Origin of the sequence: Planotetraspora kaengkrachanensis (assembly GCF_016862895.1) — a bacterium.
GTDB lineage: Bacteria > Actinomycetota > Actinomycetes > Streptosporangiales > Streptosporangiaceae > Planotetraspora > Planotetraspora kaengkrachanensis.
This window is the reverse complement of record NZ_BONV01000051.1, coordinates 16,679-32,463: the sequence shown is the minus strand read 5'-3', so window position 1 is coordinate 32,463 and position 15,785 is coordinate 16,679. Positions and strand designations below refer to the sequence as shown.

15 protein-coding genes are annotated in these 15,785 nt (G+C 68.8%); all 15 read right to left on the bottom strand.

The genetic code is table 11. The features are described 5' to 3' along the window. Positions 1-363: a 50S ribosomal protein L19 gene (gene rplS / locus Pka01_RS37170; protein ID WP_203887689.1), complete on the bottom strand. Its 363-nt coding sequence runs from the start codon at positions 361-363 to the stop codon at positions 1-3. Between the two features lie 172 nt (positions 364-535). Continuing rightward, complete coding sequence (trmD, locus tag Pka01_RS37165) at positions 536-1,360, bottom strand: tRNA (guanosine(37)-N1)-methyltransferase TrmD (RefSeq protein ID WP_203887688.1); 825 nt, start codon at positions 1,358-1,360, stop codon at positions 536-538. A 12-nt stretch (positions 1,361-1,372) separates the two neighbouring features. Continuing rightward, on the bottom strand, positions 1,373-1,891 hold the full coding sequence (rimM, locus tag Pka01_RS37160) for a ribosome maturation factor RimM (protein WP_203887687.1): 519 nt from the start codon (positions 1,889-1,891) through the stop codon (positions 1,373-1,375). A gap of 109 nt (positions 1,892-2,000) precedes the next feature. Next, complete coding sequence (locus Pka01_RS37155) at positions 2,001-2,243, bottom strand: RNA-binding protein (RefSeq protein WP_203887686.1); 243 nt, start codon at positions 2,241-2,243, stop codon at positions 2,001-2,003. Position 2,244: 1 nt separating this feature from the next. Continuing rightward, on the bottom strand, positions 2,245-2,697 hold the full coding sequence (gene rpsP, locus Pka01_RS37150; protein ID WP_203887685.1) for a 30S ribosomal protein S16: 453 nt from the start codon (positions 2,695-2,697) through the stop codon (positions 2,245-2,247). A gap of 244 nt (positions 2,698-2,941) precedes the next feature. Beyond that, complete coding sequence (gene ffh, locus Pka01_RS37145; RefSeq protein WP_203887684.1) at positions 2,942-4,471, bottom strand: signal recognition particle protein; 1,530 nt, start codon at positions 4,469-4,471, stop codon at positions 2,942-2,944. A 214-nt stretch (positions 4,472-4,685) separates the two neighbouring features. Next, the gene (locus tag Pka01_RS37140; RefSeq protein WP_203887683.1) at positions 4,686-6,158 is read right to left on the bottom strand and encodes a glycosyltransferase family 39 protein; all 1,473 of its coding nucleotides are present in this window, start codon (positions 6,156-6,158) and stop codon (positions 4,686-4,688) included. 130 nt (positions 6,159-6,288) lie between these two features. After that, positions 6,289-6,852 carry a GTP-binding protein gene (locus tag Pka01_RS37135; RefSeq protein WP_203887739.1) on the bottom strand — a complete coding sequence of 188 codons (564 nt, stop codon included), beginning with the start codon at positions 6,850-6,852 and terminating at the stop codon, positions 6,289-6,291. Between the two features lie 7 nt (positions 6,853-6,859). Next, on the bottom strand, positions 6,860-7,303 hold the full coding sequence (locus tag Pka01_RS37130; protein ID WP_373318234.1) for a DUF742 domain-containing protein: 444 nt from the start codon (positions 7,301-7,303) through the stop codon (positions 6,860-6,862). A 101-nt stretch (positions 7,304-7,404) separates the two neighbouring features. Then, complete coding sequence (locus tag Pka01_RS37125; RefSeq protein ID WP_275414539.1) at positions 7,405-7,827, bottom strand: roadblock/LC7 domain-containing protein; 423 nt, start codon at positions 7,825-7,827, stop codon at positions 7,405-7,407. Further along, on the bottom strand, positions 7,824-10,754 hold the full coding sequence (locus Pka01_RS37120) for a sensor histidine kinase (RefSeq protein WP_239116030.1): 2,931 nt from the start codon (positions 10,752-10,754) through the stop codon (positions 7,824-7,826). Before Pka01_RS37120 ends, Pka01_RS37125 begins: the two co-directional genes overlap by 4 nt. 424 nt (positions 10,755-11,178) lie before the next feature. After that, the gene (locus tag Pka01_RS37115) at positions 11,179-11,763 is read right to left on the bottom strand and encodes a GTP-binding protein (RefSeq protein ID WP_373318233.1); all 585 of its coding nucleotides are present in this window, start codon (positions 11,761-11,763) and stop codon (positions 11,179-11,181) included. Further along, the gene (locus tag Pka01_RS37110) at positions 11,744-12,103 is read right to left on the bottom strand and encodes a DUF742 domain-containing protein (protein ID WP_203887681.1); all 360 of its coding nucleotides are present in this window, start codon (positions 12,101-12,103) and stop codon (positions 11,744-11,746) included. The genes Pka01_RS37115 and Pka01_RS37110 overlap by 20 nt, the downstream gene beginning before the upstream one ends. Before the next feature lie 18 nt (positions 12,104-12,121). Next, positions 12,122-12,541, bottom strand: coding sequence for a roadblock/LC7 domain-containing protein (locus tag Pka01_RS37105; protein WP_203887680.1), 420 nt, complete (start codon positions 12,539-12,541; stop codon positions 12,122-12,124). Continuing rightward, on the bottom strand, positions 12,538-15,558 hold the full coding sequence (locus Pka01_RS37100; RefSeq protein WP_203887679.1) for a sensor histidine kinase: 3,021 nt from the start codon (positions 15,556-15,558) through the stop codon (positions 12,538-12,540). Before Pka01_RS37100 ends, Pka01_RS37105 begins: the two co-directional genes overlap by 4 nt. Positions 15,559-15,785: the final 227 nt, after the last annotated feature.

Sequence of the window (15,785 nt, the reverse complement as noted above, 5' to 3'; positions counted from 1 at the left end):
CTACTTGGCGGGGAGCGCTTCGCGCTTCTCGCGGATGCGGGCGGCCTTGCCGCGCAGGTCGCGCATGTAGTACAGCTTCGCCCTGCGGACGTCACCGCGGGTGACCACGGTGATCTTCTCGATCACCGGGCTGTGCACGGGGAAGGTGCGCTCGACGCCGACGCCGTAGCTCACCTTGCGCACGGTGAACGTCTCACGGGCGCCACCGCCCTGGCGGCGCAGGACGAATCCCTTGAACACCTGGATACGGGACCGGTTGCCCTCGACGACGCGGACGTGGACCTCCAGCGTGTCACCGGGGCGGAACGCCGGTACGTCGCTCCGGAGAGCGGCCTTCTCGAGCTCCTGGATCTGCGTGTGCATGGCAGCGGTTCCTCTTGACATGGGCGCGCGGAGGTCCGCCCGGCCGATCCGGAAGGGTCGGCAGCGAGGGGGACGCGCACGCTTGGCTTGATACGTCTGACTTACTGCGTACTGATTGTGGACCGGGCCGCGCCCGGATCACACCGCCACAACGAAAATCGGCAGCAGCGACTCAGTTTGCCATATCTTCCGGCCCCGCGCGAAACGCGTCGCCGGAAGCCTTACGTTCCAGCTCATCCAGAACCCGCCTGTCGTGCTTGTCCAGGGCCTCGGGGTCGAGTCTCGCGATGAGTTCCGGCCGCTTGGCCAGGGTCCGGCGGAACGCCTCGTCGCGGCGCCACCGGGCGATCTTGCCGTGGTGGCCCGACAGAAGGATCTCCGGGACCTCGTGGCCGCGCCACACGGGCGGCTTGGTGTAGACGGGGCCTTCTAACAGGTTGGCCATCGCCCCGGGGGCGAAGGAGTCGTCCGCGACCGAGCACGCGTTGCCCAGGACCCCCGGCAGCAGGCGGCCGACGGCCTCGACGATGACGAGCACGGCCGCCTCTCCCCCCGCCAGAACATAGTCGCCGATGCTCACCTCGTCGACGCGCAGGCGGGAGCCGTACTCGGCCATGACGCGGGAGTCGATGCCCTCGTATCGGGCGGGGGCGAACAGCAGCCAGGGCTCCCTGGCGTAGTCCAGGGCCACTTCCTGGGTGAACGGCCGGCCGCTCGGCGTCGGCACGATCATCCGCGGCAGGGCGGACGTGTCGCCCTCCGACCGGCCCCGCTCGACCACGGTGTCGATCGCCTCGCCCCAGATCTCCGGCTTCATCACCATGCCGGGGCCGCCGCCGTACGGAGTGTCGTCGACGGTCTTGTGGACGTCTCGGGTCCAGTCACGGAGCTGGTGGAGCCGGATGTCCAGGATGCCGCGCTCGCGGGCCTTGCCCATGAGCGACACGTCAAGCGGTGCGAAGTACTCCGGGAAGATCGAGATGATGTCGACGCGCACGGTCCCGGCCTCCTACTCCGTCTCGCCGAGGTCCAGCAGGCCCGGCGGGGCGTCCACGACGAGCAGGCCCTTCTCGAGGTCGATCTCGGGCACGAGCGCCTTGACGAACGGCACGTATACCTCGTCCCCGCCCGGGCGGCGCACCACCAGCAGGTCCTGTCCATGATGGAGGACCTCGGCGACCTCCCCCACGCCCTCCCCGCCGGCCGTGATCACGGAGAGGCCGACCAGTTCGTGGTCGTGGAACTCGTCCGGATCATCCAGCGCGGGGATGTCGGCCGAGTCGACCACCAGCAACGTCCCGCGCAGCGACTCGGCGGCGTCCCTGTCGTGCACGCCGGCGACGGCAAGCAGCAGGATGCCCGCGTTCCAGCGAGCCCGCTCGACGACGAGCGGCCCGCGGCCCGGAGGATCGGTGGCGAGAGCCGTACCGGGGGCGAACCGCAGGTCGGGGTCGTCGGTGCGCACCTCGATCGTGACCTCGCCCCGCACTCCGTGGGGCCGGCCGATCCTGCCCACGACTAGCTGCACTTGTCGCCTTCCTCCGAACGTCTGTGGAACCCCGGCCGCGACGTCGTCACGCCCCCGGAAACGAGCCGGGGGACCCTCGTGTGAGGGTCCCCCGGCCGTGCGGTTCTACTCAGCGGGCCTCGTCCAGATCGACCAGGTCGACCCGGACGTACTTGCCGTCGGCCAGCGCTGTCACCACGGTGCGCAGCGCCTTGGCCGTACGGCCCCCGCGGCCGATGACCTTGCCGAGGTCCTCGGGATGTACCCGAACCTCGAGGACGCGCCCGGTGCGGATGCGCCGGGCTCGGACCTGGACTTCGTCGGGATGTTCGACGATGCCCTTCACCAGATGCTCGAGGGCTTCCTCGAGCACCTCAGGACCCGCCTTCCGGCTTCTCCTCGGTGGCGGCGGGCGCCTCAGCGGTCTCTTCGGACTTGGCCGGCTTCTTCGCCTTCTTCGGCGTGGTGGCGGCGCCGGCGTCGCTGGCCAGCGTCTCCTTCGCCGCCGCCTCGTAGGCGGCGTGGCGGTCGGCCTTCGGCTCGGCGACCAGGAGCGGCGCCGGAGCGGGCTCGCCCTTGAACTTCTGCCAGTCGCCGGTCAGCTTGAAGAGCTTGAGGACCGGCTCGGTCGGCTGCGCGCCGACGCCCAGCCAGTACTGCGCCCGGTCGGAGTTCACCTCGATGCGCGAGGGGTTCTCCTTCGGGTGGTACAGACCGATCTCCTCGATCGCACGGCCGTCACGCTTGGTGCGGCTGTCGGCGACGACGATGCGGTACTGCGGGTTGCGGATCATGCCGAGCCGCTTGAGCTTGATCTTGACTGCCACGGGTGTGGTCTCTCCTGCATTAGAGCGTGGGTGAGCGGTGTCTCATCGAGTGGGGCACGATGGGAGCCCGCCCGAGGGACAGACGCGACCGGCGGGGGTGAGAGGGCACCCGCCTGGTCACGATGTTCCAGCTAGACATTCTGCCAGACGCATGCGGGTGCTCGGCCAATCGTCGCCGATGTGACGTCGACGAATTCGTGATCGTTGTGCGGGCCGGCGGCCGGAACCGCCGCCGGACCCCCGCTTACTGACCGGGCAGCTTGAACTTGGACGGGTCGAACCCGGGCGGAAGCTGCAGGTTGCCGAGCGCCCCGCCCCGAGGCTGAGCCGTCTCCTCCGCCCCGGCTCCGGCTCCCGCTCCGGACTTGGGCTGACCGGCCTTGCGCGGGTCACCGCTCACGCGACGGCCCTTCTTGGCCTTCTGCGCCTTCTGCGCCTTGTTGCGACCCCCGGGAAGGCCCGGAATGCCCATGCCCTGGCTCATCCGCTTCATCATCTTCTGCGCTTCGAAGAAGCGGACGACGAGGCCGCTCACCTCGGTGACGCTCACGCCGGAGCCCTTCGCGATGCGGGCGCGGCGCGAGCCGTTGATGAGCTTCGGCTCCTGGCGCTCACCCGGGGTCATCGAGCGGATGATCGCGGCGATGCGGTCGAGATCGCGGTCGTCGACCTGGTTGAGCTGGTCCCGCATCTGCCCCATGCCGGGCATCATGCCGAGGAGGTTCTTGATGGGGCCCATCTTGCGGACCATCATCATCTGCTCGAGGAAGTCGTCGAGCGTGAAGCCGTCCCCGGCGACGAGCTTCTCCGCCATCTTGGCGGCCTGCTCTTCGTCGAACGTCTTCTGCGCCTGCTCGATCAGGGTGAGGATGTCACCCATGTCGAGGATCCGGCCCGCCATGCGGTCCGGGTGGAACGCGTCGAAGTCGGCGAGCTTCTCACCCGTCGACGCGAACATGATCGGGCGGCCGGTGACGTGCCGGACGGACAGGGCGGCGCCGCCGCGGGCGTCGCCGTCGAGCTTGGTGAGGACGACGCCGTCGAAGCCGACCCCGTCCATGAACGCCTGGGCGGTGCTGACGGCGTCCTGGCCGATCATCGCGTCGACCACGAACAGCACCTCGTCGGGGCTGATCGCGTCGCGGATGTCTGCGGCCTGCTTCATCAGCTCCTGGTCGATGCCCAGCCGGCCGGCGGTGTCGACGATGACCACGTCATGCTGCTGGCGCCGCGCGTGGTCGATCGACTGCCGGGCGACCGCGACCGGGTCGCCCACGCCGTTGCCCGGCTCGGGGGCGTAGACGGCGACCTCCGCGCGCTCGGCCACGACCGACAACTGCTGGACCGCGTTGGGACGCTGAAGGTCACACGCGACGAGCAGCGGCGCGTGCCCCTGGTCTCGCAGCCACTTGGCCAGCTTTCCCGCGAGCGTCGTCTTACCTGAGCCCTGGAGGCCGGCCAGCATGATGACGGTCGGCGGCGTCTTGGCGTAGCGGAGCCGCCGCGTCTCGCCACCGAGGATCTCGATCAGCTCGTCGTTGACGATCTTCACGACCTGCTGGGCGGGGTTCAGCGCCTGGGAGACCTCGGCTCCGCGCGCCCGTTCCTTGATCCGCGCCACGAAGTCCTTGACGACCGCCAGTGAGACGTCCGCCTCGAGCAGCGCGATGCGAATCTCGCGGCAGGTCGCGTCGATGTCGGCGTCGGAAAGCCTGCCTTTGGACCGAAGAGAGGAGAAGACCGAAGTCAGCCGGTCGGAAAGGGTCTCGAACACGTGATTGGCCAGCCTCGAAGCAAGTGAACGGTCGGTGGACTATGCGTCGCGTCCCCCAGCCTATCCGTCCGGACGGCCTGCGCGCCCGAGCCGTCGCGATCACATCGTCGGCCGGGACCGCCCGGGACGGGGACCGGCACGGTCTGACGAGGCCTCAACGGAGAGAAAATCGCGACGGCGGCGACCAGCCACGAGCAGGAGCATGCCTCCGGAATCAGCGGCCTTTTCTGACGTAAAGGGCCAGACGGGTATAGCCGAACGATCTGGACGACACCAGATTGAAGGTGCGGCGGAGCTCGACGAAACGCGGGTCCCCGATGTTCCTCGGCGTGACAGGGGGCGCGACCAGCCACACTCGATCCAGGCCTGCGGCCGCCGCCGTGAGCTGAGCAGCCGTTCGCGGCTCGTATGTCCCGGGCGCGTTCGTCAGATCGGTCAGTTTCTGGAAGGGCTCCCCGTACACGCTCACGAACAAGCGGTACCGCTGCGGGACGTACAGGACGCCGTCACCTGGCCGCTGCTCCGCACCCAGCACCGCGGACAGTGACCGCAGGTCGTCCGGGCGGCTCGCCGGTTGCCTGATCGCCACGTGAGCGCTGAAGGTCAACGCCCCGACCAGCGCGAAAGCGATGATCGGGACGGCGATGTGTCCACGGAGCGACGTGGTGACCGCATGCACGCCGATCCCTGCGAGCAGCGCGATCGCAGGGACCACGAACAGCACATAGCGCGGGTCGTAGACCGGATACACCTGCGAAATCAGGAATGACGCCAGAATCGGAGCGAACGCCCATAGGGCCACGATCGGGGTCCGGCGGGACCACCAGACACCACAAGCCGCCAGCGCCAACAGGACCACAGCCGCCGCGGCGTTTCCGGCGATCTCCTCCAGGAACGCGGTCAGGTCCTCGAAACCCGGCGGATGAAGCCAGAACAACTGCGTATCGCGCTGACCTGAGGCCACGGCCACGAGTGGCAAGAGAATGATCCCTGCCCCCGCGACGGCCAGGACCCACGGCAGGATTCGACGGGGCCGGGCCGTCCATACGGCGACAGCATGGACGCCGACCAGCAGCAGAGCATAGAGGTGGAACCATCCGAGCACGGCAACGCTCGCCGCATATGCGACATACCGCCACCTCGAAGGACTGTCCAACGCGTTGAGCAGCAGCCATGTCGCCAAAACGGCGACGAAGCTGACGATCGCGTAACTCCTGACCTCCTGGGCGTACCGGCTCGCCATGGGCAGCAGCGCGTAGAGGAGGCCGCCGTACAACCCGGCCATCGGTCCGACGAGCCTGCGGCCCAGCACCGCGATCCCGTACGCGGTGGCGACGAACGCGATCAGCGAAGGAAGGCGTAGCAGGAACTCGGATCCCCCGAAGGCGGCGAACGGTCGCAGAAGCAGGTAGTAAAGGGCGTGGACGGCGTCGATCTCTCCCATCAACTGCCGCATGTACGACAACGGCGAACGAGCGACGACCGCGCTCACGGACTCGTCTCGCCACAGGGAGGGAACGGTGATCCCCCACCCACCGATCGCAAGGGCGGCGAGGGCGGGCAGCCACACGACGGCCGCTCTCAGGCGGCGCCGACGCGACCCGTCAAGTGATGGGCCGTCCGCGCTCTCCCGCGGCGGGGTCCCGGCGGCGGGAGCGCCCGGAAGCGGGCCTCGGAGGCTTGTCATGCGGGAACAATAGCGGACAAGATCGCCCCTACCTGGACACCCCCGGAGGTGAGCGGAGACGTCGTGCCCGGGCGCGGGCTCCCTCGGCCCGGACGTCGGGTGACGGTTCGGGTGACGGTTCGGGTGACGATTACGCGCGGTTCGCGTCGGGGACGGCCACCCGCATGGTCAGCGCGTGCTCTACGAGCGTGATGAGCGTGCCCTTCACCGAGTCCCGGTCGCGGGCGTCGGTCCGGACGACCGGGATGTGCGACGACAGCGTGAGCGCCTCGCGCACCTCGTTCTCACTGTGCGGGTAATGACCGCCGAAGCCGTTGAGGCCCACGACGAACGGCAACCGGGCCTCTTCGAAGTAGTCGACCGCGGGGAAGCTGTCGGCGAGCCGCCGCGTGTCCACCAGCACCACGGCGCCGATCGCCCCACGGACCAGGTCGTCCCACATGAACCAGAATCGGTGCTGACCAGGGGTTCCGAACAAGTAAAGGATCAAATCCTGGTCCAGCGACACGCGGCCGAAGTCCATCGCCACCGTCGTCGTGGTCTTGTGCGGCGTCAGTCCGACATCGTCGATGCCCGCGGAGGCGTCCGTCATCACCGCCTCGGTCGTCAGGGGGACGATTTCCGACACCGCTCCGACGAACGTCGTCTTGCCGACACCGAAACCACCCGCAACGACGATCTTCGTCGAGGTCAGCCCCCGACTAGAGCCTGCGAAGTCCACTGAGCACCCTTTCCAGCAAGTTCAGATCCGGCTTACCCGCGTCCAGCTGCGGCTGGTGCACGTGCACCAGCCCTTCCGCCGCCATGTCCCCGACCACCACACGCACCACACCCAGCGGCATCCGTAGCAGGGCGGAGATCTCCGCCACCGACCGCACCTGACGGCAGAGCGTGCTGATCGCCTGACGCTCCGGAGTGAGGATGGACAGATCCTGGTGAATCGACGTGGCGGAGGACACGAGGGCCTCCATGGCGAGCTGGAGGCGGGGGGCCGTCCGCCCCCCGGTCACCGCGTATGGGCGCACCAGCGAACTGCGCTCCGGTGCGGGGGGCGGAGCCGATGGAACCGGGTTCGTGCCGCCGTAGTACCGGTGGGCGTCGTCCACCGGCGGATATGGCTCATTGCTCCAGCCGCCGCCTGCCACAACGTCCTCCTGACCTGTTCGCTCGGGAACTCCCTGACCCCCCTGGCCGCCTCGCTGTCAGGCCGTCTTCCGCCCTAGGCTCGACTGCTTCGAACTTCTCGTCACCGCGGATGAGACGCCTGAAGCTCGGCGCGAACCGCCGGCGTCAGCACCTGTCCAGCACGCTCGACCAGCAACGTCATCTGATAGGCCACCAAACCCATATCGGAGTCGGCCGACGCCAGCACCGCGAGACAAGAGCCGTCACTGATCGACATGATCAACAGTAGGCCCCGCTGCATCTCGACGACCGTCTGGGTCACCGGGCCGCCTTCGAAGACCCGGGAGGCTCCCTGGGTCAAACTGATCAATCCGGCGGACACCGCGGCCAGCTGATCCGCGCGGTCCTTCGGAAACCCGTCGGAGTACGCCAGGGGCAGCCCGTCCGCCGACACCACGACGGTGTGCGCCACTCCGGGCACGTTGTTGACGAAATCGGTGATCAACCAGTTGATGCCGCGCGCGGCCTGGCTCATTTCCCTCATCGGTCCTCCTTCTCAGTGCCGTGGGCACCGTTCTCGCCCAGTGGCACCGCCCCGGGGTAGCCCATTTCCTCGTTCGCGTCTTCCTTGGCGGCCGCCCGCGCCTGCCGGACTCCCTGCTGGAAGCTGGAGAGCCTGCTCCGCACCCGATCGGGCGAGAGCGTGGGCGGCGGGGAGGCCACGGGAGCCGCGGCGGCCTCGGGAGCGGAGCCGGTGGCCGAGCCGGGCACCAGGTTCGCCTTGGGCACGCGCTTGGGCAGTCCCGAAGCGGTCACCCCTCCGAGCGCCGGCTCGCTGGCCGCCTTGGCCGCCTGCCAACCGACGTCGGCCGGCGACGACCACGCCTTGGTCTCCGCCTGTTCGTCGGAGTCCGTCTTCTCGACCTGCGGGTCGACCTTCTTGAACCAGTCGGACTCGACAGCCGCGAAGATCGGCAAGAACTCCTCCTCCGCCTCCATTGGCGAGTTCCGCACCACCGGCAGCGGACCCGTGTTGTCGATGTCGCCCTCGTAGGGGCCTCGGCCGGACCGTCCCGGCCAGCCGCCGTTCTGCTGCTTCTGTCCCGGCCACGACTGACTTCCCGGCGAGGGCAGGTGCCCCGGCCACGGCGTGTCGACGGGAGCCTCGCCGATCCTGGCCTGCCCGAAGGTGTTCGGCTCGAATGAGCCCCGGTCGAATGCACCGGAATCGAGCGGGTTGCGCGAGAAGGGATCCGGCTCCGGACCACGCTGGAACGGAGCGGGGTCGAAGGGGTCGCGCGGGAGCGCGTCCTTCTGGTCGCGCTGGAACGGAGCCGGGTCGAACGGGTCGTGGGCGAAGGTCTCGAACGGCCCTCGCTCGGGGCCGCCGCTCCTGGCCGCGCTGGGCTCGTCGGCTCCGAACACCGGCGTCCGCGGCATCGCCTCGAACGGGGTGGGGCTGGCGAGCGCCGGCGCGCCGAACGATGGGGCGCCGAACTGACCGGTGCCGCCGGTGCCGCCGAGGGCGGGCATCGGGCTGGTCAGCTCGGGCTGGGGCATTCCCGGGTACGCGGGGCCCGCGCTGGCGAGCAACGACTCGGGCAGCAGGACCATGGCGGTGAGACCGCCGGACTCCTGCGAGCGCATCTGCACCCGGATGCCGTGACGCAGCGCCAGCCGGCCGACCACGAACAGGCCCATTCTGCGGGAGACCGAGACGTCCACGACCGGCGGGTTGGCGAGCCGGTGGTTCACCTGGACCAGTTCCTCGGCCGACATCCCGATGCCCACGTCGCTGACCGAGATGATCAGGCCGCCGCCGTCGATGAGGTTGCTCGATACGGTGACCTTGGTCTCGCCCGACGAGAAGGCGATCGCGTTCTCGACCAGCTCGGCCACGAGGTGGACGACGTCGTTGACGGACTGTCCGACCACGGCCACGCCGGACTGCACCTGGATGTCGACCCGCTCGTAGTTTTCGACCTCGGACAACGAGGCGCGGACCACGTCGACGACGGGGACAGGCTGGCCCCAGCGCCGTGCGGGTTCCTGACCGGCGAGGACCAGGAGGTTCTCACTGTTGCGCCGCATGCGCGTCGCCAGGTGGTCGAGCTTGAAGAGGTTGCCGAGCCGCTGTTCGTCCTGCTCGCCCTGCTCCAGGCCGTCGATCAGCGAGAGCTGCCGCTCGACCAGAGTCTGCGTGCGGCGCGACAGGTTGACGAACATCGAGTTGACGTTGCTGCGCAGACGGGCCTCGTCACCGGCCAGCCTCACGGCTTCGCGGTGGACCTCGTCGAAGGCCCGGGCGACTTCACCGATCTCGTCGCGGTTGACCACGCCGATCGGGGCGATGGCCGGGGCCTCGCTCGCCTCACCGGCCTCACGCAGCTTCTGGACCATGTCCGGCAGACGCCGTCCGGCGATCTCCAGGGCCTCCCTGCGCAGTCGGCGCAGGGGGCCGACGAGCGACCGCGCGACGCCCGTGGTGAAGAGCAGGACCGCGATCAGCAGCGCGGCCACGGCGACACCGACGATGACCGCGCGCTGCTGCTCGTCGTCGCCCAGCGTCGCGCTCCTGGCGACGATGGAGGCGGTCAGCTTGGTCTCGACGGTCCGCATGCGGTTGATGGGGTCCGACACGGCGTCGTACCACTCGCGGGTCTCGTCCTTGGTGGTGTAGTCGAGGTTGTCGAGCGGGAAACCGGCGTTGGCCCGGTCGAGCACGAGGGTGCGGAGGAACTCGGCCTGGTCGACCTTGTTACCGGTGACCGTGTTGTCGAAGTCAGCACGCTCCTGCGTCGTCGCGCTCTTGCGGAAGGCGTTCAGCTCGCTGTTCTCGGCGGACACCGCACCGAGGAAGTCCTGCAGCTGCGTCTGGTCGAACCGGTGGACCGGCAGGACGGTCGTCAGCAGGCCCCGCTGGACGGAGAGGTTCTCCTTGGCCTTGGCGAGGGCGGCCAGGGTGACCGACATCGCGGCCAGCTGGTCGTCCTGCGTGCCCTTGGCCAGCTCGTCCTGCAGCGCCAGAAGGTCGTCGATGACGAGGGTGTACTGGGTCATCACCGCGCCCGGCAGCAGGCTGCCCCGCACGGCCTGGGCGCGGAGCGGGTCGAGGCTGTCGAGCTTGCCGATGATGTGCTCGATCTCGTCGCCGGCGCGCCCTTCGACCTTGGACCGCAGACCGGTGGCGAGCTGCCTGACGGACGTCGCCGCCTGGTCGACCTTGGCGATCTGGGTGGTCACGGTCGCGGTGGACTTGTCCGTCCGGCCGATGGAGGCGTTCCACGCCGCCCGGTCCCGTTCTGACTGAAGCTCGTGGGTGAGCACGGCCACGGAGTCGACGAGCCGTGCGAGGTCGTTGACCTGCTGGTAGTCGGAGGCCGTGCTGACCGAGGTGAGCACGCGGAGGCCGCCGAGCAGGAGCGCCGCCAGAGTGGGGACCAGGATCAGGGCGACGAGGCGGGACCGCACACGCCAGTTCCTTAACCGGAAGCGGCTGCCCTCGCCAGGCTCGCGCTCAGCCGGAACTCCAGTCCTCGGGCGCTGGTCACTCCGGGGGTCTTTGGTCCTCACAGGCTTTCGAACCTCTCGCCGTATGTGCGCGCGGTGGGAAGCCTCTCCACGAGTGTGACAGACGAGACACCAGAGACTTCCCGCGGGCGAGGGTAATTGCAACACACCGACACCAGCGAGGCCAACCGAACACCCGGCCCCAAATAGCCTAAAGGGGGAGGTGTATGGCGTTAATTGGTCAAATATCAGGCTGTCTTTATTAGCAAATTGTGCCCCGTCGGCAAGGAGGTCACTCCTCCGACATTGAAAGAGGGCGGCGCCTTGTCAGGCGCCGCCCTCGAAAACCCACCGCGCCCATGGCGCGGAAATCGTCCGGAAACCGTCAGAGGGCCCGGCCGTACGCCGCACGAACTGTCAGAACGTACTCCACCAGGCTGATGAGCGTCGTCTTAACCGCATCCCGCGAACGCGCGTCCGTGCGGACGACGGGAACGTGCGGCGGAAGCGACAACGCCTCCCTGACCTCGTCCTCCGTGTGGACGAAGCTGCCGTCCCAGCCGTTCAGCGCGACCAGGAAGGGCAGCTGCGCCTCCTCGAAGTAGTCGATCGCCGGGAAGCAGTCCGCCAGCCGGCGGCTGTCCACGAGCACGACGGCCCCGATGGCACCCCGGACGAGGTCGTCCCACATGAACCAGAACCGGTGCTGGCCGGGAGTACCGAACAGGTACAGGATCAGGTCCTGGTCCAGCGAGAGGCGGCCGAAGTCCATGGCGACGGTGGTCGTCGTCTTGTTCGGTGTGAGCCCGAGGTCGTCGATTCCCGCGCTGGCGTCGGTCATCACGGCCTCGGTCGTCAGGGGAAGGATCTCCGAGACGGCCCCGACGAAGGTCGTCTTCCCCACGCCGAACCCACCCGCGACGACGATCTTCGTCGAGGTCAGACCACGGCTAGAGCCTGCGTAGTCCACTGAGCACCCTTTCGAGCAGGTTGAGGTCTGGCTGTCCCTGGCTGAGCTGCGGCATGTGCAGCCGGACCAGACCCTCGTCGGCCATGTCGGCGATGAGCACCCTGGCCACGCCGAGCGGGACCCGCAGCAACGCCGAGATCTCCGCGACCGATCGTACGGAACGGCACAACATCATGATCGATTCCTGCTCAGGGGTGAGCAGAGAATATTCGTCGCTCATCAAGGTCACCGATGATACGAGCGTTTCCATCGCCATGTGGTAGCGCGGCTCGGAACGCCCACCGGTGACGGCGTACGGACGGAACAGAGGCTCGTCCTCTGTCCCGTCAGACCCGCGCATACCCCTCTCCTGCGGTGGTCATCGGCGAGACACCTGAAGCTCGGCGCGCAGCGCCGGCGTGAGCACCTGACCGGCCCGCTCCACAAGCAGAGTCATCTGGTACGCCACCAGGCCCATGTCGCAGTCGGGGGCGGCCAGCACGGTCAGACACGAACCGTCGCTGATCGCCATGACCAACAGCAGTCCGCGCTGCATCTCCACGACGGTCTGAGTGACCGCGCCCCCCTCGAACACCCGGGAGGCGCCCATCGTGAGGCTGAGCAGACCCGCGGCGACGGCCGCCAACTGGTCGGCACGGTCAGCCGGGAAGCCGTCGGATTGTGCCAGCCGCAGACCGTCGGCCGACACCACCACCGCGTGTGCCACACCAGGTGTGGAACCGACGAACTCGGTGATCAGCCAGTCGAACCTGCGTGCTTCCACGCTGAGCTCAGTCACGAGCCCTCCTCCTCATTACCCAAGCCATCGACGGACCCGCCGGCCAGATCGGCCCGGCCCCGCCGTACACCCTGCTGCAAGCTCGACAGACGACTGCGGACCGCGTCGGCCGACACCGGGGGCCGCGGCGCGGCGGCCGGGGTTTCCCCGCCCACCGAACCCGGAACCAGGTTGGCCTTCGGCGTCCGCTTCGGCAGACCCGCCGCCGTCACCCCGCCCTGCGAGGGATCCTTCGCCACACCGGCCGCCTTTTCGAAGCCGCTGTCCGCACGGGACCACCAGGCTCCCTGGCCAGGACTCGCGCCGAGCGGATCGGGCGACCCCTGGACGGGACCCGTCTCCCTTCCGGGAGTCCCCGCGGCCGCGGGACGCGACGCGCCGGGATCCGGCACCGTCCCGTTCCCCGCCTGACCCGTCTTGTCGTTCCGGGCCGGCGGCGCGGTGCCCGCGCCGTTGGGCGCCGGACGACGGAACCAGGCCGACTCGACGGCCGCGAAGATCGGCAGGTACTCGTCACCACGCTCGAGCGGCGCGTCCTCCACGACAGGCAGAGGTCCCGTCGCCGCTCCGGACTCCATGATGGGGAACGCCCCGGAGTGCTCGGTGAACGTGGGACGCCCCGGCCGCTGGCGACCCGGCAGTCCGCCGTTGGTGTCGCCCACCGCGGGGAAGCTGGCCGTGGTCTCCTCCGGCGGCGCGCCAAAGGGTGCGAAAGCTCCCGAATCGGTGCGCGTGAAGCTTCCCGAGTCGGTACGCGCGAAGCTTCCCGAGTCGGTACGCGCGAAGCTTCCCGAGTCGCTGCTCGAGAAGCTGCCCGAGTCGGTACGGGTGAAGCTGCCCGAGTCGCTGCTCGAGAAGGCTCCCGAGTCGGAGGGTGTGAACGCGCCCGAGTCCGAGGACAGGTCGGAACCCGCTCCCCCTCGAGCCGCGAGCGGCCCGCCGTCGCGCCCGGGCGACCTGCGCGAGGGCAGGCCGTTGGAGGGCGGCGTCGGAGCGGAGGAGGTCCACGGTGCGAACGTCCCGGGGGCCTCCGGCGTCGACTGAGTCGCGCTCCACGGCTGGAAGCCGCTCGTCGACGAGCCGCCCGCCTGTGGCTGGTCGGAGAACGCCCCGACCGTGGCCGTCGCCGGCTGGGCCGCCGCGGGCTGGTCCGCGTTGGAGATCATCTCCGTGGGGAACAGCACCATGGCGATCATGCCGCCCTGCTCGCCGCGGCGCATCTGCACCCGGATGCCGTGGCGGAGCGCCAGGCGGCCGACCACGAACAGGCCCATTCGCCGGGAGACCGAAACGTCGACGGTGGGCGGCTCGGCGAGGCGGTGGTTGATGTCCGCCACCTCCTCGGGCGACATGCCGATGCCGGCGTCGCTCACGCCCAGCATCACCGCGCCGCCCTCGACGGGGTTGCTCGACACGATGACCCGGGTGTTGCGCGGCGAGAACGCGATGGCGTTCTCGACGAGCTCCGCGACCAGGTGGACGATGTCGTTCGCCGCGTGCCCGGCGATCGCGATGCTGCGGTGGACCTTGACGGTGACTCGCTCGTAGTCCTCGATCTCCGACAGGGAGGCGCGGACCACGTCCACCAGTCGGGCGGGCTGGCTTCGCTTGCGCGCGGGTTCGTGCCCGGCGAGGACCAGGAGGTTCTCACTGTTACGGCGCATGCGGGTGGCCAGGTGGTCGAGCTTGAACAGGTCGGACAGACGCTGTCCGTCCTCCTCACCTCGCTCCAGACCGTCGATCAGGGCGATCTGCCGTTCCACCAGCGTCTGCGTGCGACGTGAGAGGTTCACGAACATCGCGTTGACGTTGGCGCGCAGGCGCGACTCCTCCGCCGCCAGGCGGACGGCCTGCCGGTGGACCTCGTCGAAGGCCTGGGCGACTTCACCGATCTCGTCCTCCGTGCCGACGGAGATCGGCCGCACATGGGGCTCGCTCGTGTCGTCCGACTCGCGCATCCGCCGGACCATGTCCGGCAGGCGCAGGCCCGCGATCTCGAGGGCCTCGACGCGCAGGCGGCGCAGCGGCCGGACCATCGAGCGCGCGATGAGGACGGTGGTGGCGAGGACGAGGAGGAGCAGCGCGAGGATCAGGCCACCGGCGATCAGCACGTTGCGCTGTTCCGACGACTGCAGGTCCCGCGCCCGGTCGAGTACCGCGGCCGAGACCTGGTGCTCGACGGTGGCCATCTGGTCGATGGTCTTGGTGCTGTGCTGGAACCAGCGCTGCAGGGTCTCCGAACGGGTCGTCGCGTTGTACGTGGACAGCGGCGTGTTCCGGGTCCCGAGCTGGATCGCCCAGGCCTTGGCCAGTTCGGCGTCGACGACGTCCGGGTCGCTGAGCAGCGTCACCAGTTGCTTGGACTGCTCAGGCTGACTCTCGGTGATGAAGGTGTCGGTGTCCGACTGCTGCCGCGACTGGGAGGCGATGAAGTCCGTCAGCTCGGTGCCGACGAACCCCTGCCTGCGCTCCAGCAGTTCCCTGGTGAGGGTCCCCCGCTGTTCGGACGCCTCCTCCTTGGCGTGGGCGAGCGCGGTCAGCGCGCGCGCGTCGCCGACCACTTCAGGGTCGTCGCTGGTCTGGGCGAGTTCGTCGTGAAGTCGCAGGAGCGTGGCGATGAGAGCGGTGTATCCGTCGATCACCCTCTTTTTCCGCAGGTTGCCCAGCCCCGCCAGCCCTGTGGCGGCCTGCTCGGCGTCCTGCTCGGCGCGGACTCCGTAGCCGGCGTCGATCTCATCGAGATCGGCGTTCACCTGCTTGACCAGGCCGTCCACGACCGGTGTCTGCTGGGCGAGCGTGATGGACTTGCCCGTGCCCAGCTTGATCTTCTTCTTGGGTCCCCAAACGGAGATGTCCCGCTCTAGGCCCAGCTGCTGGATCAGGTCCCGCAGCCGGACGGAGTACTCGGCGCTCTGCCTCACCTGCTGATATCCGTTGAGGCTTTCGATCGACCCCACGACGCGGATGCCGGCGAGGAGCACGGCCACGAGTGTGGGAGCGACGATGAGGGCCGTCACGCGGGTGGGTACGCGCCAGTTACGCGGCGCGAAACGCCTCTTCCGCGCGTGTTTATCGCTTTTCGACTGCTCCGTGCTCACCGGCCCCGCCATCTTTCGGCATGTCTTCATGCGTCTGGACAGCATGAAGTTACATAGCTATACAGGCGGGGACAATTCGACCACAAGGTCAAGGGCGCCGGAGGCCGTACGCATGTCGGCTCACCCAATCGTTACCAACAGGAAAG

Bases quoted from the DNA above. Each gene is read 5' to 3' on its own strand.
- rplS (WP_203887689.1), bottom strand. From the start codon at position 363: ATGCACACGCAGATCCAGGAGCTCGAGAAGGCCGCTCTCCGGAGCGAC.
- Pka01_RS37140 (WP_203887683.1), bottom strand. From the start codon at position 6,158: ATGACAAGCCTCCGAGGCCCGCTTCCGGGCGCTCCCGCCGCCGGGACC.
- Pka01_RS37125 (WP_275414539.1), bottom strand. From the start codon at position 7,827: ATGAGGGAAATGAGCCAGGCCGCGCGCGGCATCAACTGGTTGATCACC.
- Pka01_RS37110 (WP_203887681.1), bottom strand. From the start codon at position 12,103: ATGCGCGGGTCTGACGGGACAGAGGACGAGCCTCTGTTCCGTCCGTAC.